Annotated in this window: 22 protein-coding genes; 18 read left to right on the forward strand and 4 right to left on the reverse strand. The window is 62.5% G+C overall.

Annotation, left to right across the window (positions count from 1 at the left end; all coding sequences use genetic code 11):
• Nucleotides 1-21: 21 nt before the first annotated feature.
• The gene (locus AC3WQS_RS24380) at nucleotides 22-303 is read left to right on the forward strand and encodes a metal-sensitive transcriptional regulator (RefSeq protein ID WP_003942012.1); all 282 of its coding nucleotides are present in this window, start codon (nucleotides 22-24) and stop codon (nucleotides 301-303) included.
• A 12-nt stretch (nucleotides 304-315) separates the two neighbouring features.
• Here AC3WQS_RS24380 and AC3WQS_RS24385 read toward each other — a convergent pair whose 3' ends face one another.
• On the reverse strand, nucleotides 316-927 hold the full coding sequence (locus tag AC3WQS_RS24385; protein WP_030535503.1) for a TetR/AcrR family transcriptional regulator: 612 nt from the start codon (nucleotides 925-927) through the stop codon (nucleotides 316-318).
• 254 nt (nucleotides 928-1,181) lie between these two features.
• On the opposite strand from AC3WQS_RS24385, the gene AC3WQS_RS24390 reads away from it, so the two are divergent.
• The 9 genes from AC3WQS_RS24390 (at nucleotide 1,182) to AC3WQS_RS24430 (ending at nucleotide 10,854) form a co-directional block, all read left to right on the forward strand.
• Nucleotides 1,182-1,928, forward strand: coding sequence for a 3'(2'),5'-bisphosphate nucleotidase CysQ (locus tag AC3WQS_RS24390; RefSeq protein ID WP_030535502.1), 747 nt, complete (start codon nucleotides 1,182-1,184; stop codon nucleotides 1,926-1,928).
• Nucleotides 1,925-2,830, forward strand: a complete 906-nt coding sequence (gene cysD / locus AC3WQS_RS24395; RefSeq protein ID WP_030535501.1) for a sulfate adenylyltransferase subunit CysD — start codon at nucleotides 1,925-1,927, stop codon at nucleotides 2,828-2,830. Before AC3WQS_RS24390 ends, cysD begins: the two co-directional genes overlap by 4 nt.
• Complete coding sequence (cysN, locus tag AC3WQS_RS24400; RefSeq protein WP_492712403.1) at nucleotides 2,830-4,731, forward strand: sulfate adenylyltransferase subunit CysN; 1,902 nt, start codon at nucleotides 2,830-2,832, stop codon at nucleotides 4,729-4,731. The genes cysD and cysN overlap by 1 nt, the downstream gene beginning before the upstream one ends.
• Before the next feature lie 24 nt (nucleotides 4,732-4,755).
• Entirely contained in the window at nucleotides 4,756-5,115 is a 360-nt protein-coding gene (locus tag AC3WQS_RS24405) for a nuclear transport factor 2 family protein (protein WP_492712404.1), read from the forward strand.
• A complete protein-coding gene (locus AC3WQS_RS24410; protein ID WP_492712406.1) occupies nucleotides 5,109-5,900 on the forward strand; it encodes an SDR family oxidoreductase in 792 nt (263 codons plus the stop codon). The genes AC3WQS_RS24405 and AC3WQS_RS24410 overlap by 7 nt, the downstream gene beginning before the upstream one ends.
• A gap of 22 nt (nucleotides 5,901-5,922) precedes the next feature.
• Nucleotides 5,923-7,068 (forward strand): sulfotransferase family protein, encoded by a 1,146-nt coding sequence (locus AC3WQS_RS24415; protein WP_099697457.1) that lies wholly within the window; start codon nucleotides 5,923-5,925, stop codon nucleotides 7,066-7,068.
• Nucleotides 7,069-7,156: 88 nt separating this feature from the next.
• On the forward strand, nucleotides 7,157-8,218 hold the full coding sequence (locus AC3WQS_RS24420; protein ID WP_092764713.1) for a DUF1214 domain-containing protein: 1,062 nt from the start codon (nucleotides 7,157-7,159) through the stop codon (nucleotides 8,216-8,218).
• Between the two features lie 24 nt (nucleotides 8,219-8,242).
• Nucleotides 8,243-9,901, forward strand: coding sequence for an ABC transporter substrate-binding protein (locus tag AC3WQS_RS24425; protein ID WP_020968943.1), 1,659 nt, complete (start codon nucleotides 8,243-8,245; stop codon nucleotides 9,899-9,901).
• Nucleotides 9,898-10,854 (forward strand): TIGR03619 family F420-dependent LLM class oxidoreductase, encoded by a 957-nt coding sequence (locus AC3WQS_RS24430; RefSeq protein ID WP_492712408.1) that lies wholly within the window; start codon nucleotides 9,898-9,900, stop codon nucleotides 10,852-10,854. The genes AC3WQS_RS24425 and AC3WQS_RS24430 overlap by 4 nt, the downstream gene beginning before the upstream one ends.
• On the opposite strand, the gene AC3WQS_RS24435 is transcribed toward AC3WQS_RS24430, so the two are convergent.
• Nucleotides 10,763-11,323: a TetR/AcrR family transcriptional regulator gene (locus AC3WQS_RS24435; protein WP_092764708.1), complete on the reverse strand. Its 561-nt coding sequence runs from the start codon at nucleotides 11,321-11,323 to the stop codon at nucleotides 10,763-10,765. The two genes, AC3WQS_RS24430 and AC3WQS_RS24435, sit on opposite strands and share 92 nt — an antisense overlap.
• A gap of 131 nt (nucleotides 11,324-11,454) precedes the next feature.
• Here AC3WQS_RS24435 and AC3WQS_RS24440 point away from each other — a divergent pair, with 131 nt between their 5' ends.
• Nucleotides 11,455-12,471 carry a hypothetical protein gene (locus AC3WQS_RS24440; RefSeq protein ID WP_283384608.1) on the forward strand — a complete coding sequence of 339 codons (1,017 nt, stop codon included), beginning with the start codon at nucleotides 11,455-11,457 and terminating at the stop codon, nucleotides 12,469-12,471.
• A gap of 40 nt (nucleotides 12,472-12,511) precedes the next feature.
• On the opposite strand, the gene AC3WQS_RS24445 is transcribed toward AC3WQS_RS24440, so the two are convergent.
• Nucleotides 12,512-14,443, reverse strand: a complete 1,932-nt coding sequence (locus AC3WQS_RS24445; protein WP_024487810.1) for an acyl-CoA dehydrogenase family protein — start codon at nucleotides 14,441-14,443, stop codon at nucleotides 12,512-12,514.
• Between the two features lie 59 nt (nucleotides 14,444-14,502).
• Nucleotides 14,503-14,850: a hypothetical protein gene (locus AC3WQS_RS24450; RefSeq protein ID WP_007735283.1), complete on the reverse strand. Its 348-nt coding sequence runs from the start codon at nucleotides 14,848-14,850 to the stop codon at nucleotides 14,503-14,505.
• Nucleotides 14,851-14,960: 110 nt separating this feature from the next.
• Here AC3WQS_RS24450 and hemL point away from each other — a divergent pair, with 110 nt between their 5' ends.
• The 7 genes from hemL (at nucleotide 14,961) to AC3WQS_RS24485 (ending at nucleotide 22,899) form a co-directional block, all read left to right on the forward strand.
• Entirely contained in the window at nucleotides 14,961-16,286 is a 1,326-nt protein-coding gene (hemL, locus tag AC3WQS_RS24455) for a glutamate-1-semialdehyde 2,1-aminomutase (protein WP_492712409.1), read from the forward strand.
• A 67-nt stretch (nucleotides 16,287-16,353) separates the two neighbouring features.
• Complete coding sequence (locus AC3WQS_RS24460) at nucleotides 16,354-17,013, forward strand: histidine phosphatase family protein (RefSeq protein ID WP_003941868.1); 660 nt, start codon at nucleotides 16,354-16,356, stop codon at nucleotides 17,011-17,013.
• A complete protein-coding gene (locus AC3WQS_RS24465; RefSeq protein WP_003942071.1) occupies nucleotides 17,010-17,615 on the forward strand; it encodes a TlpA disulfide reductase family protein in 606 nt (201 codons plus the stop codon). The genes AC3WQS_RS24460 and AC3WQS_RS24465 overlap by 4 nt, the downstream gene beginning before the upstream one ends.
• A 2-nt stretch (nucleotides 17,616-17,617) precedes the next feature.
• The gene (locus tag AC3WQS_RS24470; RefSeq protein WP_019744353.1) at nucleotides 17,618-18,466 is read left to right on the forward strand and encodes a cytochrome c biogenesis CcdA family protein; all 849 of its coding nucleotides are present in this window, start codon (nucleotides 17,618-17,620) and stop codon (nucleotides 18,464-18,466) included.
• The gene (resB, locus tag AC3WQS_RS24475) at nucleotides 18,463-20,127 is read left to right on the forward strand and encodes a cytochrome c biogenesis protein ResB (RefSeq protein ID WP_021333939.1); all 1,665 of its coding nucleotides are present in this window, start codon (nucleotides 18,463-18,465) and stop codon (nucleotides 20,125-20,127) included. The genes AC3WQS_RS24470 and resB overlap by 4 nt, the downstream gene beginning before the upstream one ends.
• The gene (gene ccsB, locus AC3WQS_RS24480) at nucleotides 20,124-21,086 is read left to right on the forward strand and encodes a c-type cytochrome biogenesis protein CcsB (RefSeq protein ID WP_019744351.1); all 963 of its coding nucleotides are present in this window, start codon (nucleotides 20,124-20,126) and stop codon (nucleotides 21,084-21,086) included. The genes resB and ccsB overlap by 4 nt, the downstream gene beginning before the upstream one ends.
• A gap of 469 nt (nucleotides 21,087-21,555) precedes the next feature.
• Nucleotides 21,556-22,899 carry a MinD/ParA family ATP-binding protein gene (locus tag AC3WQS_RS24485; RefSeq protein ID WP_492712454.1) on the forward strand — a complete coding sequence of 448 codons (1,344 nt, stop codon included), beginning with the start codon at nucleotides 21,556-21,558 and terminating at the stop codon, nucleotides 22,897-22,899.

Here is a 22,899-nt window from a genome sequence, read left to right on the forward strand (position 1 = left end):
GGTAGGGGGTATAGTTGCGGTATGAGTAGTTACAGCCCCGAGCAGGACGATCTGCTCAAACGCCTTCGTCGTATCGAAGGTCAGGTAGCCGGAATCTCGCGCATGGTTGCAGACGACCGGTACTGCATCGACGTGCTCACCCAGGTGTCCGCCGCGACGAGCGCGTTGCAGTCCGTATCCCTGAAGCTTCTCGACGCCCACCTTGCGGGCTGCGTCGTCGAAGCTGCCAAGCAGGGTGGTCCGGAAGCAGACGTCAAGATCAAGGAAGCTCAGGCGGCCATCGCTCGCCTCGTTCGTTCGTAAGGTGTCGGTCCGTCACTCCGTGATGGACCGCGCGAGCGCCCGGGCGGAGAAGCTCACGAAGTACTCGGGTGTGACTTCTTTGGCGATGTTGATGACGATGGTGTCCGACAGGCCTTTGAGTCCGGAGAGCACGAGATGGATCAACGCGGGGTCGTCGATCAACCGGCTCCCTTCGGCTGCAGCAGATTCGGTGAGCGCTCGAATCAATGCCGAGTTGTAGACCGCTACGGATGCGTGAAGTTCCCGCATGCTTTCTCGGTCGGACCCGGCCATGCCTTCGATGTCGCGCCAAGTGGTGGTGAGTCGACCCACCCGTGCCCAGTGCCGAGCAAACTCGGAAATCATGGACTCGAGTAAGGCGCTCAGTCCCTGCTCGCGGGGGAGCGAGTTCACGAAGTCCGCCATTTCCAGCTGACTTTCGCTGAGGAGTGCGGCGAAGATGTCCTGCTTGTCGACGAAGTACTGGTAGATCAGTCCGGTGCTGGTGCCGGCTCGTTTAGCGACCGCGCGGATGGTGAGCGCGGAGTAGCCTCCCTCGTCCAGAAGCGAGATCGCCGCGTCGAGTGTTCGGCGCCGACGCACTTCGGCGTCACCGTAGATCGACTTGCTGCTGGCACTGCTCATTTGACCACCGTAGTCGGGCCGCTCGGCATCCTCAATTTACATCGAACGCTGTTCGTTGTTGAACGCCACCCAAAATCCAAAGTGATGTAGATCATAGAATGAACATTGTTCGAAATAGAATGAACATTGTTCATTCTGGTGTTACGGTATGGCGCAGACCACATCGAGGCCAGTGCAAAGCGCTGGACACTCTGCGGTCGGCCTGACCTTTCTTCCCGTATCGATCGGGAGGTCTACACAGTTGTGGAGTACCTATGACACGCACTAACGATGAACGCGCGGCGATCGACATCGCCGCTGCGGCGGGAGAACTTCTGCTCGACCATCGGAAATCCCTCGGCGAAAACGACGGTGATGTCGCGACTTTCAAGAACGCGTCCGATCGGCTCAGTCACGAATTCATCGTCGCCGAACTTGCCCGACGCTTTCCTGCGGATGCAGTGCTGTCGGAGGAAGGGGCTGACGACCTCGCGAGGCTGGCTGCGGATCGGGTGTGGATCGTCGACCCTCTCGACGGCACCCGTGAGTACGGCGAGGCCGGACGATCGGACTGGGCCGTTCATGTTGCGCTGACCGAAAACGGTGTCCTCACAACAGGTGCGGTCGCAATGCCTGCCCTTGGCGTCACCTATTCGAGCAGCGATGATCGAACCGAACGGGATGCCGCGACGCCGGTTCGAGTCGTCGTATCGCGGACGCGTCGTCCAGAACCGGTCATGCGCATGGCCGACGCGATGGGCGCGGAGTTGATCGAAATGGGATCCGCCGGAGCCAAAGCAATGGCGGTCGTCTCGGGTGAGGCAGACATCTACGCACATGCGGGCGGACAGTACGAGTGGGATTCGGCGGCGCCCGTTGCTGTCGCACGTGCTGCGGGACTGCATGTTTCGCGTATCGATGGCAGCGAACTGCGCTACAACCAGGAAAACCCGTGGTTGCCGGATCTGCTGATCTGCCGACCCGAACTCGCCCCGAAAGCACTGGAGGAACTGGGCCGATGACCGCGACACTGACGCACCTCGAACGACTCGAAGCCGAGAGCATTCACATCATGCGTGAAGCTGTTGCCCAGAGCGAGAACCCGGTGATGTTGTACTCGGTGGGCAAGGACTCCGCCGTGATGCTGCATCTGGCGCGCAAGGCCTTCTATCCGTCGAAGCTGCCGTTTCCGCTTCTGCACGTCGATACCACGTGGAAGTTTCGTGAAATGTACAAACTTCGTGACAGTACCGCTGCTGCAGGCGATCTCGATCTGATCGTCCACACCAACCCGGACTGCGTGAGGCAGGGGATCAACCCGTTCACTCACGGCAGCGCTGTCCATACCGATATGTGGAAGACCGAAGGCCTCAAACAAGCCCTCGATCACTACAAGTTCGACGCTGCATTCGGCGGCGCCCGCCGTGACGAAGAAAAATCCCGCGCCAAGGAACGCATCTTCTCGATCCGATCAGCTGCGCACCGTTGGGATCCCAAGCAGCAGCGACCGGAACTGTGGCGGATGTACAACGTCCGCAAAGCGCCGGGCGAGAGCCTGCGCGTCTTCCCTCTCTCGAACTGGACTGAGCTGGATGTGTGGGAATACGTACGCCAGGAAGAGATTCCGATCGTTCCGCTGTATTTTGCCGACAAGCGGCCCGTCGTAGAGCGGGACGGTGCGCTGATCATGGTCGACGACGACCGGATGCCGTTGCTGCCGGGAGAGACTCCGGAACTCAAGAGCGTTCGTTTCCGTACCCTCGGCTGCTACCCGCTGACCGGAGCCGTCGAATCGACCGCAACGAGCCTGACCGAGATCATCTCGGAAATGTTGCTCACCACCACTTCCGAACGCCAGGGACGGGTCATCGACCACGACTCCAGCGCGTCGATGGAAAAGAAGAAGCAAGAGGGGTACTTCTGATGACTGTTTCCTCGGATTTGATCGCTGACGACATCGAGGCGTACCTCGAACGTCATGCAAACAAGAGCATGCTGCGATTCATCACCTGCGGCAGCGTCGACGACGGCAAGAGCACCTTGATCGGCCGTCTGCTCTACGAATCGAAACTCGTCTTCGACGACCAGCTGACGGCGCTCGAAGCCGATTCGCGCAAGAGCGGAACCCAGGGGGAGGGGCTCGATTTCGCGCTCCTGGTCGACGGTCTCGCCGCCGAACGTGAGCAGGGCATCACGATCGACGTCGCCTACCGCTACTTCACGACCGAGCGACGCAAGTTCGTCGTCGCCGATACTCCGGGGCACGAGCAGTACACCCGAAACATGGTGACGGGCGCGTCGACCGCCGATCTTGCTGTGATCCTTGTCGATTCCCGCAAGGGGATACTGACTCAGACCCGCCGGCACTCGTATCTGGTGTCGTTGCTGGGGATCAAGCACGTGGTGCTTGCCGTGAACAAGCTCGACCTCGTCGACTACTCGCAAGAGGTCTTCGATGCCATTACCGCGGATTACGCAGAGTTCGCTCACGAGATCGGTCTGGACGGGTTCGTCACCATTCCGATGTCGGCATACATGGGTGACAATCTCACCGAGCGCAGTGCGAATACCCCGTGGTACTCCGGCCCCAGCCTGATCGAGCATCTCGAAAGCGTGGACATCGACGATGCTGCCGCCGCGGCTCCGTTCCGGATGCCGGTGCAGTGGGTCAATCGGCCGGACCTCGACTTCCGCGGATTCTCCGGCCAGATCGTTTCCGGCACAGTATCTCCCGGGGACGCTATCCGGGTGCTCCCCAGTGGAAAGACATCCAACGTCGAGCGCATCGTGACCATGGGTGGCGACCTCGACGTTGCCGGTGCGGGCCGCTCGGTCACCATCACGCTCGCCGACGAGATCGACATCAGTCGCGGTGATGTGCTGTCCATCGGCGACAATCCGCCGGCCGTCGCCGATCAGTTCGAGGCCTGCATCGTCTGGATGGGTGAGGCTCCCATGCTGCCCGAACGGCCGTTCCTGTGCCAGATCGGTACCGTGACAGTCACTGCGCGCATCACCAAACCGAAACACAAGATCAACGTCAACACTCTCGAGAAGACCGCAACGACTACTCTCGCGCTCAACGAAATCGGTGTCTGCAACCTCAGTTTCGATCGACCGGTCCCGTTCGACCCGTACGTCGGCAACCGTGACACCGGTAGCTTCATCCTCATCGACCGCCTTACCAACGGCACTGTCGGTGCGGGCATGATCACGCACTCGCTGCGTCGATCGGACAACATTCACTGGCAATCCGTCGACGTCGACGAGGCCGCGCACACCAGGCTCAAGGGACACCAACCCGCAGTTCTGTGGTTCACCGGTCTCTCCGGTTCGGGAAAGTCGACCATCGCGAACGATGTCGAGCGTCAACTGCACGCACTCGGCGCGCACACCTACCTCCTCGACGGAGACAACGTTCGTCACGGGCTGAATCGAGACCTCGGATTCACCGAAGCCGACCGCGTCGAGAACATCCGTCGCGTCACCGAGGTCACCCGACTGATGGCGGACGCCGGTCTGATCGTGCTCGCGTCCTTCATTTCACCGTTCGAGGCGGAGCGTCATGCCGCCCGTGAATTGATCGGCGACGAACAGTTCGTCGAAATCTTCGTCGACACCGCTCTTGCCGTCGCAGAGGAGCGAGATCCCAAGGGGCTGTACAAGAAGGCTCGACGTGGCGAGTTGGTGAACTTCACCGGAATCGATTCGCCGTACGAACCGCCGCAGAACCCTGACATACACATCGACACCAGTGTCACGACGACTGAGGACGCTGCGATCGCGATCGTCGACCATCTTCGCGCCCGCGGAACCATTTCTTGATCCGCCTGAACATGAGGAGCATCCATGCCTGACAGGGCTGAAATACTTTCTGCCGTAGAAGATTACGTCAAGTGTCTCGGAAGTCACGACGTCGACGGCCTGGTTGCGCTGTTTGCGCCCGACGCAGTTCAACACGAACCGCTGGGGGTCCAGACCTACCGCGGAATCGACGAGATTCGCGAATTCGATACCGCGAACGCGCAGGTCGATTTCACAGTCAGCCTGCTCGGCCCGATTTCGGTGACGGGAAAATACGCAGCAATGCAGCTTCGGGTACAGCGCGTCGGGATGGCCGACTTCGCTGCCTCCGACCTGTTCGAGTTCGACGAGAACGGCAAGATCGTTTCTCTGAGTGTTGTTCTCGATCCGCAGGCACTGTGCTGACCCATCAGGGCCTGCTGGCAGGCAAGGTTGTCGTCGTCTCGGGAGTGGGCCCGGCGCTGGGTCGTTCGATTGCGGTGCAGAGTGCGGCGGCCGGAGCAAAAGTTGTTCTGGCCGCCCGCACACCCGAGCGTTTGGAATCTGTGGCAACCGAGATCCGAGACCGCGGCGGAATTGCACTGGCCATTCCGACCGATCTCACCCACGTCGATTCGATCTCCTCGTTGGCTGAGACTGCGCTCGCAGAGTTCGGCGGCGTGGACTGCCTCGTGAACAACGCCTTTGTCCAACCGGCGCAGGTCTCGCTCCTGGACGCCGACATGGCGTCCATCCAGTCGGGTATCGACATCAACCTGCTTGCGGCGTTGAACGTGACACGCGCGTTTGTGCCGGCATTGACCGAGGCGGAGGGCTCCGTCGTGATGGTGACGTCCATGGTGCTGCGTAATCAGCTTCCCGGGTTCGGGGCCTACCGCATCATGAAATCCGGGCTCCTGGCAATGGCACGCAGTTTGTCGATCGATCTCGGTCCCAAGGGCGTTCGAGTCAATTCGGTTGCTCCCGGCTATATCTGGGCGGACTCGGTCAAGAACATGTTCGAGAAAAAGGCGGCGGCAGCTGGGGTCGACCCCAAGGTCATTTACGACGAGGTTGCAGCGGGCGCCGATCTGCGCCGGCTACCCGAACCTGACGACATCGCCAATGCCGTCGTCTTCCTCTTGTCCGATTCGGCCAGAGCCATCGCCGGGCAATGTCTCGACGTCAACTGCGGTCACACCCACCACTGAACAACCCCACAAGGAATTACAGATGACACAGGATTACGACGGCATCGGTTCCATCGACGACTTGCACCAGGTCGCGCGTGAGGAGACCGGGTACAAAAACTTCGGCAGCGACAGCTATCTCGAAGGGCTTCGAGTTCTCCTCGAGTCGTTCCAGAACGAGGCCGACCTCACTCCTCACGGCAAGGTGATCGCTCGCAAGATGATCGTCGGAGCGCTCGCGGGTCGCCTGACCAGTGAGGCCGGATTCGCGAAATATCCAGAGCACGTAGACGTTCCGATCGAACGCCCGATCTTCGTGGTCGGGTTGACCCGCACCGGCAGCACCGCGCTGCACCGCTTGCTCGGTGCCGACCCAGCGCATCAGGGCGCCGAGATGTGGCTCGCCGAGACGCCGCAGCCGCGCCCCGAGCGCGACAAGTGGTCGGAGAACGAAGATTACGTTCGCTCCGACGCCTTCTACCGTGCTCGCCAGCGTAACGAGGCAGACCTGATGAAGGTTCATTTCATGGGGGCGGAGGAGGTCGAGGAATGCTGGCGGCTGCTGCAGCAGACGATGCTCTCGACCGCGTTCGAGACGGTGGCGTACGTGCCGAGTTACACGCAGTGGCTGGCGGAGCAGGATTGGACCGAAACATATGCGCGGCACAAGAAGAACCTGCAGTTGATCGGGCTGCACGACCAGGACAGACGGTGGGTGCTCAAAAGCCCGAGCCATGTCTTCGCGATCGACGAGATCATGTCGGTCTATCCGGATGCACTGTTCGTTCGGACCTTCCGGGACCCGTTGACATCGATGGCGTCCACCTTCAGCCTCGTCGAGCAGGGCGGACACGACATGTCGAGGGCCTTCGATCGTCCGGCCATCGGGCGCACGCAACTGGAGTTGTGGGCGCGAGGGAATGCGAACTTCAACAATGCCCGTAGCCGTTACAACCCCGATCAGTTCATCGACGTCGACTACAAGGACTTCATCGCCGATGCGGTCGGCACCGTCGAGAAGATCTACGCGCAGTTCGACCTGCCATTCACTGACGAGGCTCGCGCAGCGGTGGAGGCGTCGCATCAGGCGAGCCTGGCCGAGCACCGTCGTCCGTCGCATCGCTATTCGCTCGAGGATTTCGGCGTGAGCGCTGCCGACGTCGAAGCGAAGTTCGCCACCACACCCTGAAGCCCTCCGGCCCTGTGCGCCTTTTTGGTAGTGCCGACTACCAAAAAGGCGCACAGGGCGAAGCCCCAACCGAAACAAGGAGATTCACATGAATGCTGTTTGGGAAAAGTTCTGCGCAGATCTGCTCGAGGTCGGAAAGGTCCTGGAAGACGAGATCGTCCCTCAGGATCCGCTGACTCAAGCCGAGGGCGTCCGCTACCTGAGTCGGTTGCTTCGGTACGGCACGATCAACTGTGTCGAGTACACCGATCCGCGGTGGCCGCAGTTCTCGTCGGCTCCGAACCCGAACATGATGACGAAGATCGGTGCCGACAACCCGGACAACGTCTACATGCGCGCCAACATTTCCGGTAAGTACAACTACCGGATCATCGGCACCCGAGGCACCGTCCCGCTGATCACCTTCGGCTCGCGCGTAAATCGGTACCACATCGACGGCACCATGCTGCAGACCGGCGATCTGCATATCCACGACCTCGAGGTCGACGAGAACGGCCGTTTCGAGTTCATCGCGAGCGTCGACAAGCCCGATGAGGGCGCTTGGCTGCCTTTGGCGCCCGACAGCAACCTCATCTCCGTTCGGCAAACTCACCAGGATCGGCGCAACGAGGTCATCGGTGATCTGACCATCGAATGCCTGAACCCGGACGGCGAGTTCGTCCCGCTGAGTCCGGAAGAGATCGGCGAGCGTCTCACCAAGTCCGTCGGGATCGTGAAGGGGATGGCGGAGACCTTCCTGGAATGGTCGCGCAAATTCCAGCCGCACACCAACGAGATCTTCGACTGGGGACAGGACTACTTCCAGGATGCCGGCGGCGATCCGACGATCTTCTACTTCCACGGTTACTGGAAGCTCGCCGAGGACGAGGCGTGGGTCATCGAGACCGAGGTTCCGAACTGCGAGTACTTCAACTTCGTGCTGCAGAACTTCTGGGTCGAGTCCCTCGACTACAACCGCACGAACATCTACATCAACAATCACACCGCGAAGCTCAACGACGACGGCACCATGACAATCGTCGTGGCGGCGAAGGATCCGGGTTATGGCAACTGGATCGACACCGATTCGCATGCCGAGGGGACATGGGCGCTGCGCTGGATCAAGGCGGACTCGCACCCGATCCCGACGTCCAAGGTAGTCAAGATCTGACACGCTGACGGAGATTGGGAACGTATGTACACCAGGAAGATTAGGTTCGGCCCTCGCTTTGTCGCGCTCGGGCTTGCCGGTGCATTGATGTTGGCCGGCTGCGCGTCGAGCAGTGGGGACAACTCGGGATCGGCTTCACCGAGCAGTAGTGGCGCAGCTGGTTTTGTGGGCGCCCCAGATGTGGGGGAGCGGATCGACGGCGGTGTTCTCACCTTCGGGTCCTATTCGTTCCCTTCCTCGTTGGACCCCACGAGAACGCAAGCCGCCGGTTCGACCGGCGGAACCGAAATGGCCGCGATTTACGACACGCTGGTACGCAGCGACTCCACAAACGGGAGCTTCGTGCCACAACTCGCGAAGACACTGTCGAACAACAGCGACTTCACTTCGTACACCGTCACTTTGGCTGATGGCCTCACCTTCAGTGACGGAAGTCCGCTCGACGCGGAAGCGGTGAAGTGGAGTATCGATCGATTCGTGGCAGGCAAGGGTGATGTATCGCAGACCTGGCTCAACATCGTGGATCGGATCGAGACGCTCGACGCCACCACAGTCGAATTCGTGCTCGAGCGGCCCTGGCGTCAATTCCCGGCGCTGTTGTCGCTCGGGCCCGGAATGATCGTTGCGCGAAGTTCAGGGGGAGAGACAGGGTCGGTTTCAGGAACAGTGGAGGGAGCGTTCACGCCGATCGGGGCGGGTCCGTTCACCCTGGCCAAGTTCGCCCCGCACGAAGAACTGGTACTCGCCGCACGCACGGATTATCAGGGCGGTAAACCTCCACTGGACACAGTGCGGTTTGTTCCCACGTCGGGTGCGCAGTCTCAGTACGAATCGTTGAAGAGCGGCCAGATCGACATGACGTACATCCTCCGCGACGAGGCCGTGATCGAACAAGCTCTCGACGACGGATACTCGGGTTACCTCAGTCCGACCGGACAGAACGGGATCGGCACGATCAACAACCGTGAGGGCAAGCCCGGGGCCGATGTTCGCGTCCGTCAGGCGATCGCCTACGGGGTGGATCCGGAGGCGGTCAATACTCGTGCGAACAACGGATTGGGCACCGCCAGTTCCGAACTGGTCCCGCAGACGTCACGTTGGTTCAACAACACAGCAGGTATTCCGTTCGATCAGGTGAAGGCAAAGGCGCTGCTGGATCAAGCGAAGTCCGACGGGTACGACGGGAAACTCCGCTACCTCACCACCCCGGAGCCCAGCCAACAGGCGACGGCACTGACGGTTCAGGCGTCGCTGAACGCGATCGGTTTCGACGTCACCATCGACTACGCGACCGATGTGACCGATCTGGTTCGACGGGTATACAAGGACCACGATTTCGACATGACCAGAGGTGGCGCTCCGGTCGGAGAAGAAGCGCCGTACCTCAACTTGTACAACAGTATGGCCAGTGATTCGAAGAACAACCCGTCCGGCTTCGCGGACCCGGAGATGGACGCGATGATCACAGCTGTGCAGACGGCATCGACGGACGATGCTGTCCGTGAGGCGATCAGCAAGGTGCAGGAGTACGCCAACGCGACTGTGCCTTACGTGATCTGGGGTCCGGCGTCGGTGTTGACCGCATGGGACGGCAACGTTCACGGCGTCGTACGCAACATCACCGACATCATGTTCTTGGGCGGCGCTTGGATCTCGCCTAACGGCGAAACGGTGGAACGATGAAGTGGTCCTTGGCCGGTGCGATGATCGACGCCCTGGAACTGTGCGAGTTGGCGCAGGTCGCCGAAGAGGTGGGATTTGACGGAATCGCGATGCCGGATTCCGTGTTCTATCCCGAGCAGGTGTCGGCGCCGTATCCGTACACCGCTGACGGCAAGCGGATGTGGGCACCCGAGACGCCGATGCCCGATCCGTTCATTGCGATGACGGCAATGGCAGCCGTCACATCGCGAATTCAGTTCTACACCAATGTGTTCAAACTTCCACTGCGCGATCCGCTGTTGACGGCCAAGCAGGTATCGACCATGGCCGTGATGTCGCGAAACCGCGTCGCTCTCGGCGTCGGTTTGTCCTGGATTCCCGAGGAATTCACCTTCACCGGTACCGAGATGCGCACCCGCGGTGCGCGTACCGACGAAGCCATCGAGATCATCAAGGCGGTGTGTGCGGGACGCGGACCGGAATGGGTCGAATACCACGGCAAGCACTACGATTTCGACGCTCTGATGATCAGTCCGGCTCCGGAGATTCCGGTTCCGATCTACATCGGTGGGCACAGCGAACCGGGGTTGCGTCGTGCAGCCAGGCTGGCTGACGGTTGGATGTCGGTGAACACGACCAAAGCCGAATTAGCCTGCGCTATCGATCGCCTCACGGAATTGCGGGTCGAGTACGGTCGTGCCGATGTTCCTTTCGGCGTCAACGTCTCGCCGACGGATGTTCGTGAGCTGGACGGATATCGCGAACTCGAGACTCTCGGAGTCACGGAAATCAGAGTGTTGCCCTGGTATCGCTACGGAGTTGACGCCGGTGATCGTCAGGGACGACTCGACTCCATTCGACGGTTGCCGACGAGGTCATCACTCAGTACTGATCGACCAGCGTCTGCATCGCCCGGCCGTAGAGTTTTGCCAACTCGTCGCGATCTGCGGACTGGGGGATGCTCCCGTCGCTGAGGACGCTCAACAGGCCGGACACCTGGGCGGAGACCAGGAGTGCGCGGGTGTAGGCGTCTTCGCCGTCGAGGCGAGCGGCGAGATTGATGGCAAACGTGCCTGTCATCTCGCGCAGTCGCTCCCGGATGCGTGGACTGTCCGACGCTCGCATGAGCGCTGTGTACACCGACAGCATCCGGGCGTCGGCCTTGCCCAGGACGAAGGCTGCGATCCGCTCACCGAGGGTGTCGAGTGGGCCGTCGAACTGACCTTCGAAGTAGTCCGCAACCGGCGTGGTTTCCAGGAACAACGCTTCCTTCGATCCGAAATGCCGGATGACCAGGGCCGGATCGATTCCGGCAACTTTGGCGATGGCGCGAACTGACGTGCCACCGAACCCGTGCTCACCGAATAGTTGGAACGCTGCGGCGCGAATCGCCTCGGACGTCGAGGGCTGTTCCCGCTCTGGTGTGTGCTTCGTGGATGTCACGACATCGACCTCTGTGCTCGCTCGCCGACCTCGTTGTCAACGGCGTTGACTCTAACGTGTCAACAGTGTTGACTGTTGAGTCTGTCAACGGTGTTGACAGCTAGATGCGGTTAGTGAAGAGAGTGTGAAATATGACAGATACCGATGTCCGCGTTCCCAGTGAAGAGGTTGTCGATCCGCCGACCAACTGGAAGATGGTGGGCAGTGGACTCGCGTTTCCGCTGTTCTTCGTCATCATGTTCTGCCTGTGTTACGTCAGCGCGTTCCACTCGCCGATGCCGAACCAGGCACCGATCGTGGTGGTTGGTCCAGCATCTGTGACGGCGTCGTTGATCGAGGGAATCGAAGCCACGTCTGGCGACAAATTCGACCTCGTCGCCACAGAGAACTCGGCTGACGCGATCTCGCGCATCGACAACCGTGACGCTATCGGCGCCGTCGAGATCGGTGACACCGTGACCGCACATATCGCCACCGGTGCGGGTGCCTCGACGGTTTCCGTGGTGAGCAGCTTGGCGCATTCCGTCGCGGAGCAGACGGGGCAGCAGGTCACGGTGATCGACTCGGCGCCCGTCACGGCGCGCGACTCCTCGACCGTCGGGCTCTTCTACTTCCTGATCGTCTGCACCCTCGGTGGCTACCTGACCATCACGGTGCTCAGTCAGGTTGCGCCGAGAATGCGGCTGCGAGAGCAGTATTCGATCCTGGCCGGTGCGGCGATACTCACCCCGCTCATAGCCTTCGGCATCACCAGCATCTTCATGCACGCCTTCGGGGCGTCGGTCGGTCAGATCCTGCAATTGCTGGGGATCTCGATGCTCTACACGTTCACCGTCGGTGCGGTGAGCATCCTGCTCAATCGACTGCTCGGCCAAGCCGCGATCTTCGCGGTGCTGACGGTGCTCGTTTTCATCAACTTCCCGAGTTCGGGTGGTGCGATCCCGGTGTCGTTCCTGCCCGGATTCTGGCAGCACATCCATTCGTTCTGGCTCGGATCAGCGGCCATGGAGCCCATCCGCTCCGTCATCTACTTCGGTGGCAACGGAGCCGGACCGCACCTGCTCGTTCTGGGTATCTGGCTGGTCGCGGCACTCGGCCTGACCGGACTGCTTGCCTCTCGGCAGTCGAAAAAGACGGCAGCGCAATAAATGTGGTGGGGCCGGCGACTGCCGACCCCACCCGAACCCTTTACTTCAGCCGTACCGCGTCCGTGCCCGGTCCGTCGAGCATCGCGGACCCCAGCAGGATGTCCGGAATGCCGAACCCGTCGATCAGTGTCTCGACGTGGGGGCGCAGGGTGCGGCACCGCTCGTTGATCCCGCGCGTCACGGCCTTCGAACGCTCCACCGACAGATGCCGGTGCTCCATGAACCAGGCCTTGTCCTCCTCGATGACGGACAGTGCGTAGAGGTCGCACACCTCGCCGAAGAGTTCCTTCGCGGTCTCGTCCTCACACGAGTCGATGCCGGCGACGAATGCTTCCAGGATGACGCGCTCGATGTGCGCCTGAGCGGCTTTGAGCACGTGGTCCTGCACGAAGTTGAACGCGTCGAACGGGTTCTCCTCGCGTTTCTGCGCTGCCTGCAATCGCCTTGCCGCAGTGGCGAGTAGGTACTCCTCGCGGTCTTCGAACATCTTCATCTGGGTGCCGCGGTTGAAGAGGCTGCCGTCCTCTTCGTTGTCCTGGCGAGTGTCGACGATCGTCTGCAGGATCTGCTGCGCTGCCGTGCGCTTCTTGACCACGTCGGAGACCGTCGTAGCCGCGAAGCGCATCCAGTCGACCGGACTCATGCCGCGGACTTCGTCGGCGTAGGAGGTGAGAAGTTCTTTTGCGACCAACTGCGTCAGAACGTGGTTGTCACCCTCGAACGTGGTGAAGACGTCAGTGTCAGCCTTGAGCGCGGTGAGGCGGTTCTCGGCGAGATAGCCTGCGCCACCACAGGCTTCGCGTGCTTCCTGGATTGCCCGAGTGGCATGCCACGTGTTGGCGGCCTTGAGTCCGGCGGCGCGACCCTCGAGTTCGCGCTGCTCCTGCGGGTCCGGGTCGTCGCTGCTCTGAATGTCGTGCATCGCGGCGACCAGTTCGTTCTGTGCGAACTGCAGAGCGTACGAGCGGGCGATCAACGGCAGCAGACGCTTCTGATGGACGAGGTAGTCCATGATCAGGACCTCGTCGTCACTCTTCGGAGCGCTGAACTGCCTGCGCTGCAGGGCATATCGACCGGCAATGGCCAATCCCACGCGGGCGGCCGCAGCCGCCGAACCACCGACGGTGACACGTCCACGAACCAATGTGCCGACCATCGTGAAGAACCGACGGTTCGGGTTCTCGATCGCCGAGCTGTACGTGCCGTCCTCGGCGACGTCGGCGTAACGGTTGAGCAGGTTCTCACGCGGGATGCGGACCTGGTCGAAGACGATGCGGCCGTTGTCGACTCCGGGCAGTCCACCCTTGAGCCCGCAGTCGGACGTCGTCACTCCGGGGAGGTCGTTGCCGGCGTCGTCACGAATCGGCACGACAAAGCAGTGGACGCCCTGGCTTTCGCCTCCGGTGATCAGCTGTGCGAACACTGCCGCGACAGTGGCGTGCTGGGCAGCGCCGCCGATGTAGTCCTTGCGAGAAGACGGGGTGGGGGAGTTGACGACGAACTCGCCCGTCTCGACGTCGTAGGTTGCGGTGGTTTCGAGTTCCTGGACGTCGCTGCCGTGACCGGTCTCGGTCATCGCAAAGCAACCGAGCAGGTCCAGGTCGATCAGCGGCTTGACGTACGCCTGGTGGTGACGCTCGGTGCCGAGGTTTTCGATGGCGCCGCCGAACAGGCCCCACTGCACACCGGCCTTGACCATCAGTGAGAGGTCGGACATCGCGAGCATCTCGATGCTGGTGACGGCGCCACCCGCGTCGCCCGTTCCGCCGTGAGAGACCGCGAAACCGTTTGCGGCGTAGCCGAGATCGGCTAGGACCCGCATCTGTTCGAGAGCCTTGGAGCGCGCAATGGCGGTGTTGGGTGTGTAGTGCGGAGCAAAACGTTCGTCGTTCAATTCGCCGCGAACGCGCTCACGCACCTCCCGCCAGCGTCCGTCGAGTGTTGTCCTGAGGTGGTCCGCTGTGGTGGCCATGGAACCGACGATAGCGCGTAGCGCACCGCGGGCAACCCGGTTCGATCCCAACCTCACATTCAGCAGGAGCCCGCGGCACCCGCTTCGATTCCTTGGCGGAAGAGTTCCTTCTCGCTCTCGGACATAGCCTGGTACGAAGGGTCGTTCTCGACGATCTTCAGGAAGTCGGCGCCCGCTGTCTGTGTCGACGTGTCGCCGCTCTGAACACGCTGCTGAACGTAGACGGACACTGCCGAACACCCGCCGAGAAACGCCGGGTCGGTGCTCGTTGCCGCGGTGGTTCGAGCCGAGTCGGTGGCGCTCGGCGGCGACGAAACTGTCGCCTTGTCGTCGTTCGAAGCGTCCGAACCACACGATGTGAGAAGAATCGCAGCCGAGACCATCAGCGTCGTCAACAGTCGCTTCATGCTCGGAATCGTCTCACGCGGGGCCCGGTTCGACCGGAAAACTCGCCTCGAGCACCGAAGTCCTACACCCTGTCGTTGTCAGATTCGACAGAACTGGGACACTGGAAGCCGTGACTGTGTCTTCCGGTGATCCCGACGTGCATGCAACGAACTCCGCTCGGCTCTTCGAACGTGCCGGCAACGTGATTCCGGGTGGCGTCAACTCGCCCGTCCGCGCGTTCGGTTCGGTCGGTGGAACACCGCGATTCATTCGCGAAGCATCCGGCTACACCCTCACCGACGTCGACGGGAACAATTACGTCGACCTGGTGTCGTCCTGGGGTCCGATGATTCTCGGGCACGCTCACCCGGCAGTCGTCGAAGCCGTTCGCGAAGCAGCGCTCGGCGGTCTCTCCTTCGGTGCGCCGACCGAAGGCGAAGTTGCTCTCGCCGAGGAAATCGTCGCCCGCGTCGCGCCCGTGGAAAAGGTTCGTCTGGTCAACTCCGGAACCGAAGCCACGATGAGCGCAGTCCGCCTCGCCCGCGGATTCACCGGCCGCACCAAGATCATCAAGTTCTCCGGTTGCTACCACGGCCACGTCGATGCCCTTCTCGCCGACGCCGGATCGGGCCTCGCGACGTTCGGGCTGCCGACCTCGCCCGGCGTGACCGGCGCTCAAGCCGAAGACACCATCGTCGTCCGCTACAACGATCTCGATGCAGTCGCCGCGGCGTTCGCCGCCAACCCCGGCGCCATCGCGTGCGTCATCACCGAAGCTGCCGCCGGAAACATGGGCGCCGTCGCACCGCTTCCCGGTTTCAACGAGGGTCTGCGTCGTCTCACCCGTGAGCACGGCGCACTCCTGATCATGGACGAGGTGATGACGGGATTCCGCGTCAGCGCCTCGGGTTGGTACGGCATCGACAACGTCGCCGGCGACCTCTACACCTTCGGCAAGGTCATGAGCGGCGGCCTGCCTGCCGCAGCCTTCGGCGGCCGCGCCGACATCATGGGTCACCTCGCGCCGGACGGTCCCGTGTACCAGGCCGGCACCCTCTCGGGTAACCCCGTGGCCGTCGCCGCCGGACTCGCGAGTCTGCGCGCCGCCGACGCCGAGGTGTACGTCAAGCTCGGCCGGAACGCGACCGCCCTCGGCGACCTCATGACCCAAGCCCTCACCGCCGAAGGCGTCGAACACCGTGTGCAGTACGCCGGAACCTTGGTGAGCGTGTTCTTCACCGAGAACACGGTGACCAACTACGACGAAGCCAAAGCCGCGCAGACCTGGCGATTCCCCGCCTTCTTCCACGCGTTGCTCTCCCGCGGCGTGTACCCGCCGCCGAGCGCGTTCGAAGCGTGGTTCGTCTCCGCTGCACTCGACGATCGAGCATTCTCGATCATCGCCGACGCCATGCCGCACGCCGCCAAGGCCGCAGCTGCTGCCGTCAACCCCTGACACGTTCAAGCTCGAGCAACAACCGCACGCTTCCGACATCCATCTTCTTCAGCGAGGACCCTCGACTGTGACCGACGCCGATCACCCCGACCACACGTCCACCCGCACCATCGTCCACGTCCTGCGCCACGGCGAAGTACACAACCCGCGCGGGATCCTCTACGGACGGCTCCCGGGCTTCCGGTTGTCGGTGGCGGGCGAAGCCCAGGCTCGTGCGGTCGCGTCGGTGCTCGCCGATCACGACATCACCCACGTGGTCGCGTCGCCGCTGCAGCGCGCACAAGAGACCGCGACGCCGATCGCCGAGGCACACAAGCTCGACATCGTCACCGACGAAAACCTCATCGAGGCAGGCAACGAGTTCGAGGGTCTCAAGGTTGCCGTCGGGGACGGTGCGCTCTCACGTCCGCGTCACTGGTGGAAATTGCGTGACCCGTTCACCCCGTCCTGGGGCGAGCCCTACCTGCAGATCGCTCATCGCATGCTCGCAGCCGTCAATGCCGCACGCGTCGCGGCAGTCGGACACGAAGCCGTCGTCGTCAGCCATCAGCTTCCGGTCTGGACACTGCGTCGATTCCTGCAGGGCGAGCGTCTCTGGCACGATCCCCGTCACCGTCAGTGTGGACTGGCCTCGTTGACCTCACTGGTCTACGAAGGCGACACCCTGGTCGACATCGTCTACTCCGAACCTGCCGGTGCCTCCGACCCGAGAGTGACAGGAGCATGATTTCGCGCCGCATCGCCGCAGCATTCGCAGCCGCTGCGTCGGCGATGCTTCTTCTCTCGTCCTGCGCGACCGGCGACGACGCCGTCGCACAGGGCGGAACTTTCGACTTCGTCTCACCGGGCGGACAGACCAAGATCTTCTACGATCCACCGTCCGACCGAGGCACCATCGGCAAGCTCTCAGGGCCCGATCTGATGAACGAAGGTCAGAAGGTCGGCGTCGACGACTTCGAGGGCAAGGTCGTCGTCCTCAACGTCTGGGGTCAGTGGTGTGGGCCGTGCCGCGCCGAAGCCGACGACCTGGAACAGGTCTACGAGCAGACCAAGGATTCGGGCGTGCAGTTCCTCGGCATCAACGTCCGCGACGACACCAAGAACAAAGCGCAGGACTTCGTGGTCGACAACAAGGTCTCGTACCCGTCGATCTACGACCCGTCGATGCGTTCGCTGATCGCCCTCGGTGACGGCTACCCCACGTCGGTCATTCCGACGACGATCGTCCTGGACCGCCAGCATCGCGTCGCCGCGGTGTTCCTCCAAGAACTTCTCGCCGAGGATTTGCTGCCCGTCGTCCAGCGAGTAGCTCAGGAAGACGCGCAGTAAAGATGACAACCACGACCACCACGCTGCTGGCCGGCAGCGACACACTGAGTGCCGGTGTGGGCGAAGCGTTTCAGAACGCGGCGTCGTCCGGTCCGCTTCTGCTGGCCCTCGGCGCCTGTGTGCTCGCCGGTCTGGTGTCGTTCGCTTCACCGTGCGTCGTGCCGCTCGTCCCCGGCTACCTGTCCTACCTGGCCGGCGTCGTCGGCGCCGACGCCCCCGCGATCACCGCCGACGAGGCGAGGACCCGGACGATCACCCGGAGCAGCCGCCTGAGGGTCGCCGGTGCGGCCGGATTGTTCGTCGCCGGTTTCACCGTCGTCTTCGTTCTCGCGACCGCGTCGGTGTTCGGCGTGATCTCGACTCTGCTCGTCAACCGCGAGGTCCTGATGCGCGTGGGCGGTGTGGTCACGATCGCGATGGGTCTGGTGTTCATCGGACTCATCCCGGCGCTGCAGAAAGACGTCCGTTTCGAACCGCGTCGTGTGTCGTCGCTGGTGGGGGCGCCGCTGCTCGGGGGAGTGTTCGCGCTGGGGTGGACGCCATGCCTCGGGCCGACGTTGGCAGGCGTGATGTCCGTAGCCGCGGGAACCGACGGGATGACCGCCGCGCGCGGTGTCACCTTGATCGTCGCGTACTGCATCGGACTCGGCCTGCCGTTCATCTTTCTGGCGCTGGGGTCGGCGCGTGCGCTGACCGGCGTCGGCTGGTTGCGTCGTAATGCACGCACCATTCAAATTTTCGGCGGAATCATGTTGGTGGCAGTGGGAATCGCCCTCGTCACAGGCGCGTGGGACCAGTTCGTCGGCTGGGTTCGCGACGCATTTATCTCGGAGGTGACGCTGCCGATATGACAGCTGACGACAATAACGACAACCCGACACCCGTGCTGCCGAAGCAGTCGGTGATCGGTCGAGTCGTTGCACTCGGGCGCAACACCTGGCGCGGGCTCACCTCGATGCGGACCGCGCTGGTTCTGCTGTTCCTCCTCGCACTCGCTGCGATCCCCGGCGCCCTGCTGCCACAGCGAACCCTCAACGAGGGCAAGGTCGCCGACTACATCGCCGCGCGTCCGACGCTCGGTCCGTGGATGGACCGCCTCGAACTGTTCGACGTGTTCAGCAGCTTCTGGTTCACCGCGATCTACGCTTTGCTCTTCATCTCGCTGGTCGGCTGCATCCTGCCGCGTTGCGTGGAGCACGCGAAGGCGCTGCGCACCCGTCCGGTGAATGCGCCGCGCAATCTTGCTCGCCTGCCGCACCACACCAAGAGCGTCGTCGACGGCGAGACTCCCGACGAACTTGCTGCCCGTGTGTCGAAAGAACTACGTGGGTGGCGCGTCGAAACGCGTCGCGGCGATACGAAATCACGACGCGAAGGCGAGATCACCATCTCGGCGGAGAAGGGATACCTCCGCGAATTCGGCAACCTCGTGTTCCACCTGTCCCTGGTCGGATTGTTGATCGCGATTGCCGCGGGCAAGTTGTTCGGCTACGAGGGCAATCGCATCGTCATCGCCAACGACGGCCCCGGATTCTGCACGACCTCGCCGGCAGTGTTCGACTCGTTCGTCGCGGGCCTGAGCCTCGACGGCACCGGCATGACTCCGCTGTGTGTCCGTGTGAAGAATTTCCAGGCCGACTACCTCGAGACCGGTCAGGCCGAGATGTTCACCTCGGACATCTCGTACCAGGCAGGCGACGACCTCGAGTCCGATACCTGGCGGGACACGACCATCCAGGTGAACCACCCGCTGCGGATCGCCGGCGATCGTGTGTACCTGCAGGGACACGGATACGCGCCGACATTCACCGTCACGTTCCCGAACGGTGAGACCCGCACCGAGACGCTCCAGTGGCGTCCGGACGACGCCACGACGTTCCTGAGTAGTGGCGCGATGCGTTTCGACCCGCCGGGCGGCATGTATCCCGATACGGACGAGCGCCGGAAGAACCAGATTGCCATCGAAGGATTGTTCGCGCCCACAGCGCTGTTCCACGGCAACCTGCTGTCGTCGAGTTACCCGGCGATGAACGATCCGGCAGTCGCCATCGACATCTACAAGGGTGATACCGGACTCGATACCGGTAACCCGCAATCGCTGTTCGAGCTCAACACCGAACTGATCAATCAGGGCCGGCTGGTCAAGCAGGACCGAGTCAATCTGTTCCCGGGTGAGAGCGCGACGCTTGCCGACGGAACTCAGGTGCGATTCGATGGTGCCGTCGACTTCGTCAACCTGCAGGTCTCCCACGATCCCGCTCAGGTGTGGGTACTGGTTTCAGCGTTGACGATGATGGCGGGGCTACTCGTCTCGCTCGTGATCAAGCGTCGCCGCGTCTGGGCACGTATCTATCCAGATGACGAACGACGTACTGTAGTAGAACTTGGTGGGCTTGCCCGCACCGACCACGCAGGCTGGGGCGACGAGTTCGACCGCCTCGCCGACCGCTTGCTGAAAAGCAATCCGACCACCGCGGTGAACCAACCGCACGCGCAGGAGAACGCCCGATGACAACCAACGAGACACTCGCGCAGTACAGCGACTGGGCCTTCAAGTCCGCCTTCACCGTGCTCGTGCTGGCGTTTGTGCTGCTCATCGTGCAGTACGCGTCGGCCAGAGCAAAGGCGGTTCAGGACAAGGAACTGGTCTCTGCCGGCGGAGTCGACGCGTCCGTGCCTGGCAGGGTCGCGGAGACTCCGACCAAGTCGCTCTCGGAGCGATTCGGCGGAATGGGCCGAGCTGTCTTGGTTGTCGGAACGGTACTGATCATCGCGTCGATCGTGCTCCGCGGATTTGCGACGGAACGATTCCCACTCGGCAACATGTACGAATTCGTGGCGATGGCGTGTGCGGCGTCGTTGCTGGTCGGGCACGTCCTGCTGATCAAGCCGGCGTACCGTCCGATGTGGGTCTTCCTGCTGGTACCGGTTCTGATCTTGATGTTCCTCGCCGGCACGGTTCTCTACGCCGACGCGGCTCCCGTGGTTCCGGCGCTGCGCTCGTACTGGCTGCCGATTCACGTGACGATCGTCAGCGTCGGCTCCGGCATCTTCATGATCGGCGGTATCGCCAGCCTCCTGTTCCTGTTGCGACTGAAGTTCCCGCCCGGTGACGAAGGCACGAGCATCGGCGGCCGGATCGCGGAGCGACTGCCGGACGCCCAGACGCTCGACCGCTTGGCATACAAGAGCACGATCATCGCGTTTCCGCTGTTCGGCGCAGGTGTGATCCTCGGTGCGATCTGGGCGGAAGCTGCATGGGGACGCTTCTGGGGTTGGGACCCCAAAGAGACGATGTCCTTCATCGCCTGGGTGATCTACGCGGCCTACCTGCACGCGAGGGCAACGTCTGGTTGGCGGGAGACGAAGGCTGCCTGGATCAACATCGCCGGATTCGTTGCGATGCTGTTCAATCTCTTCATCATCAACATGGTCGTGTCCGGCTTGCACTCCTACGCGGGACTCAACTGATCCTCTCGAGGTACCGTGGGTGGCTGCCGACCGGTCTGTAGGTATTACCGGTGGGTAAGTCAGGGGCGGCGCCAGCTACGATGCAGCTTGGTGAATTACTAGCTGTCTGGTAGCTGCGGGATCGACGAGGGGGAACTGCGAGATGGCCGACAAGATCGAAGACGCCGGAGCAGGATTGTGGGAGCCGGTGCGTCCTGCCGAGCCGACGCGGCGCGAGCTACGCACATCCGCGCCCGAGCCGTCATCCGACTCGGTTCCCAGTGATGTTCGCAGTCTCTTCGTGGCCCCGGTCGACTCCGGCCCGCTCCAGCAAGTCGCCGGCCAGGCGCCCAGTGCACCCGCCGCTCCGCCGCCGGCGACGACCCCAGCGGCTCCGGCGGCGCCGGTACCAGGTCCCAAGACTCCGGTCATCCAGTATCCGGCAGCACAGCCCGGCCCGATCAACGGCCAGTTCTCGACCTCGCCCGCGATGCCGATGCAGACCTACGAACCTACGAATCGTGCAGGGTCGGTTCCGGATTCGCGAACTGGCGCTCCGCAGCCTGTCCAGAATTCGCAGCCTGTCCAGAATTCGCTGCCTGTCCAGAATCCGCTGCCTGTCCAGAATTCGCAGCCCAGTCCGACCGCGCATGGATCCGCGAGACCGCTCCAGCACCCGCAGGCGCCTTTTGCGCCCGGCGTGCATCCGCCAAATCCCGTGATTCGGCAGTTCGGGCACCCCGGCGCTGCGCCGGTGCAGAACGGCCACGCCCTCCAGAATGGTCAGGCCATGCCGATGGCCCCGCCGACAGCGCCACCTACTCGCGCTCCGATGCCGCAGACCGGATTCAACTCGGCTCCGGACAGTCGCTTCGAGTCGGCTCTCCCGATGACTGCGCAAGATCTCTCGGCTGCGCTCCTCGTCAAGCGGCCTGTCCGGCCTGCCCCGGTGGGTGGCTGGCGCAAGGCGCTGTACACGTTGTCCGGCCGATCGGTGAACCTCGGAAACGGTGCAAAGGAGCAGCACCTCGTCGAGTTGACGCGCCAGATCAACCAGCCGCTGCAGGGCTGCTACAAGGTTGCGGTGCTCAGTCTCAAAGGTGGCGTCGGAAAAACCACGACCACTGCGACACTGGGGTCGATGTTCGGCTCGATCCGCGGCGATCGCGTCGTCGCTGTCGATGCAAACCCCGACCGGGGAACGCTGAGCCAGAAGATCCCGCTCGAAACTCCGGCAACAGTGCGAAACCTGCTGCGCGACGAGAACAGCATCGAGAAGTACAGCGACGTCCGTGGCTACACATCGCAGAATCGCCACCGTCTCGAAGTGCTTGCCTCCGACAGCGATCCAGCAGTTTCAGAAGCCTTCAGCGGCGGGGACTACACGCGCACGGTCGACATGCTCGAGAAGTTCTACAGCATAGTTCTGACCGACTGCGGCACCGGATTGATGCACTCGGCGATGCAGGCCATTCTCGAAGGTGCAGATTCGTTGATCGTCGTCAGTTCCGGATCCGTCGACGGTGCACGTAGCGCCTCCGCGACACTTGATTGGCTCGACGCTCACGGTTACAGCAGGCTGGTCGCCACGTCCGTAGCCGTCATCAACGCGGTACGGCCTCGCTCGGGCAAGGTTGATCTGCCCCGGGTCGTCGAGCATTTCGAGCAGCGCTGTCGAGCGGTGAGACTGATTCCGTTCGATCCGCATTTGGAAGAGGGCGCCGAAATCGATCTGGACCGGCTGCGTCCAGGTACTCGGGAAGCGGTGCTGGAGTTGGCTGCGGTGGTTGCGCAGGACTTTCCGGCCTCCCCGTTCGCGTTGCCGGGGCGGTAA

Source organism: Rhodococcus sp. FW305-130 (assembly GCF_058788335.1).

Excerpts from the sequence above, each read along its gene's own strand:
- AC3WQS_RS24390 (WP_030535502.1), top strand. The coding sequence starts at position 1,182 with ATGACACGCACTAACGATGAACGCGCGGCGATCGACATCGCCGCTGCG.
- AC3WQS_RS24465 (WP_003942071.1), top strand. The coding sequence starts at position 17,010 with ATGATTTCGCGCCGCATCGCCGCAGCATTCGCAGCCGCTGCGTCGGCG.
- AC3WQS_RS24450 (WP_007735283.1), bottom strand. The coding sequence starts at position 14,850 with ATGAAGCGACTGTTGACGACGCTGATGGTCTCGGCTGCGATTCTTCTC.
- AC3WQS_RS24385 (WP_030535503.1), bottom strand. The coding sequence starts at position 927 with ATGAGCAGTGCCAGCAGCAAGTCGATCTACGGTGACGCCGAAGTGCGT.
- resB (WP_021333939.1), top strand. The coding sequence starts at position 18,463 with ATGACAGCTGACGACAATAACGACAACCCGACACCCGTGCTGCCGAAG.
- AC3WQS_RS24445 (WP_024487810.1), bottom strand. The coding sequence starts at position 14,443 with ATGGCCACCACAGCGGACCACCTCAGGACAACACTCGACGGACGCTGG.
- AC3WQS_RS24485 (WP_492712454.1), top strand. The coding sequence starts at position 21,556 with ATGCCGATGCAGACCTACGAACCTACGAATCGTGCAGGGTCGGTTCCG.
- cysN (WP_492712403.1), top strand. The coding sequence starts at position 2,830 with ATGACTGTTTCCTCGGATTTGATCGCTGACGACATCGAGGCGTACCTC.
- cysD (WP_030535501.1), top strand. The coding sequence starts at position 1,925 with ATGACCGCGACACTGACGCACCTCGAACGACTCGAAGCCGAGAGCATT.
- AC3WQS_RS24405 (WP_492712404.1), top strand. The coding sequence starts at position 4,756 with ATGCCTGACAGGGCTGAAATACTTTCTGCCGTAGAAGATTACGTCAAG.
- AC3WQS_RS24420 (WP_092764713.1), top strand. The coding sequence starts at position 7,157 with ATGAATGCTGTTTGGGAAAAGTTCTGCGCAGATCTGCTCGAGGTCGGA.
- AC3WQS_RS24430 (WP_492712408.1), top strand. The coding sequence starts at position 9,898 with ATGAAGTGGTCCTTGGCCGGTGCGATGATCGACGCCCTGGAACTGTGC.
- ccsB (WP_019744351.1), top strand. The coding sequence starts at position 20,124 with ATGACAACCAACGAGACACTCGCGCAGTACAGCGACTGGGCCTTCAAG.
- AC3WQS_RS24440 (WP_283384608.1), top strand. The coding sequence starts at position 11,455 with ATGACAGATACCGATGTCCGCGTTCCCAGTGAAGAGGTTGTCGATCCG.
- AC3WQS_RS24380 (WP_003942012.1), top strand. The coding sequence starts at position 22 with ATGAGTAGTTACAGCCCCGAGCAGGACGATCTGCTCAAACGCCTTCGT.
- AC3WQS_RS24415 (WP_099697457.1), top strand. The coding sequence starts at position 5,923 with ATGACACAGGATTACGACGGCATCGGTTCCATCGACGACTTGCACCAG.
- AC3WQS_RS24470 (WP_019744353.1), top strand. The coding sequence starts at position 17,618 with ATGACAACCACGACCACCACGCTGCTGGCCGGCAGCGACACACTGAGT.
- AC3WQS_RS24425 (WP_020968943.1), top strand. The coding sequence starts at position 8,243 with ATGTACACCAGGAAGATTAGGTTCGGCCCTCGCTTTGTCGCGCTCGGG.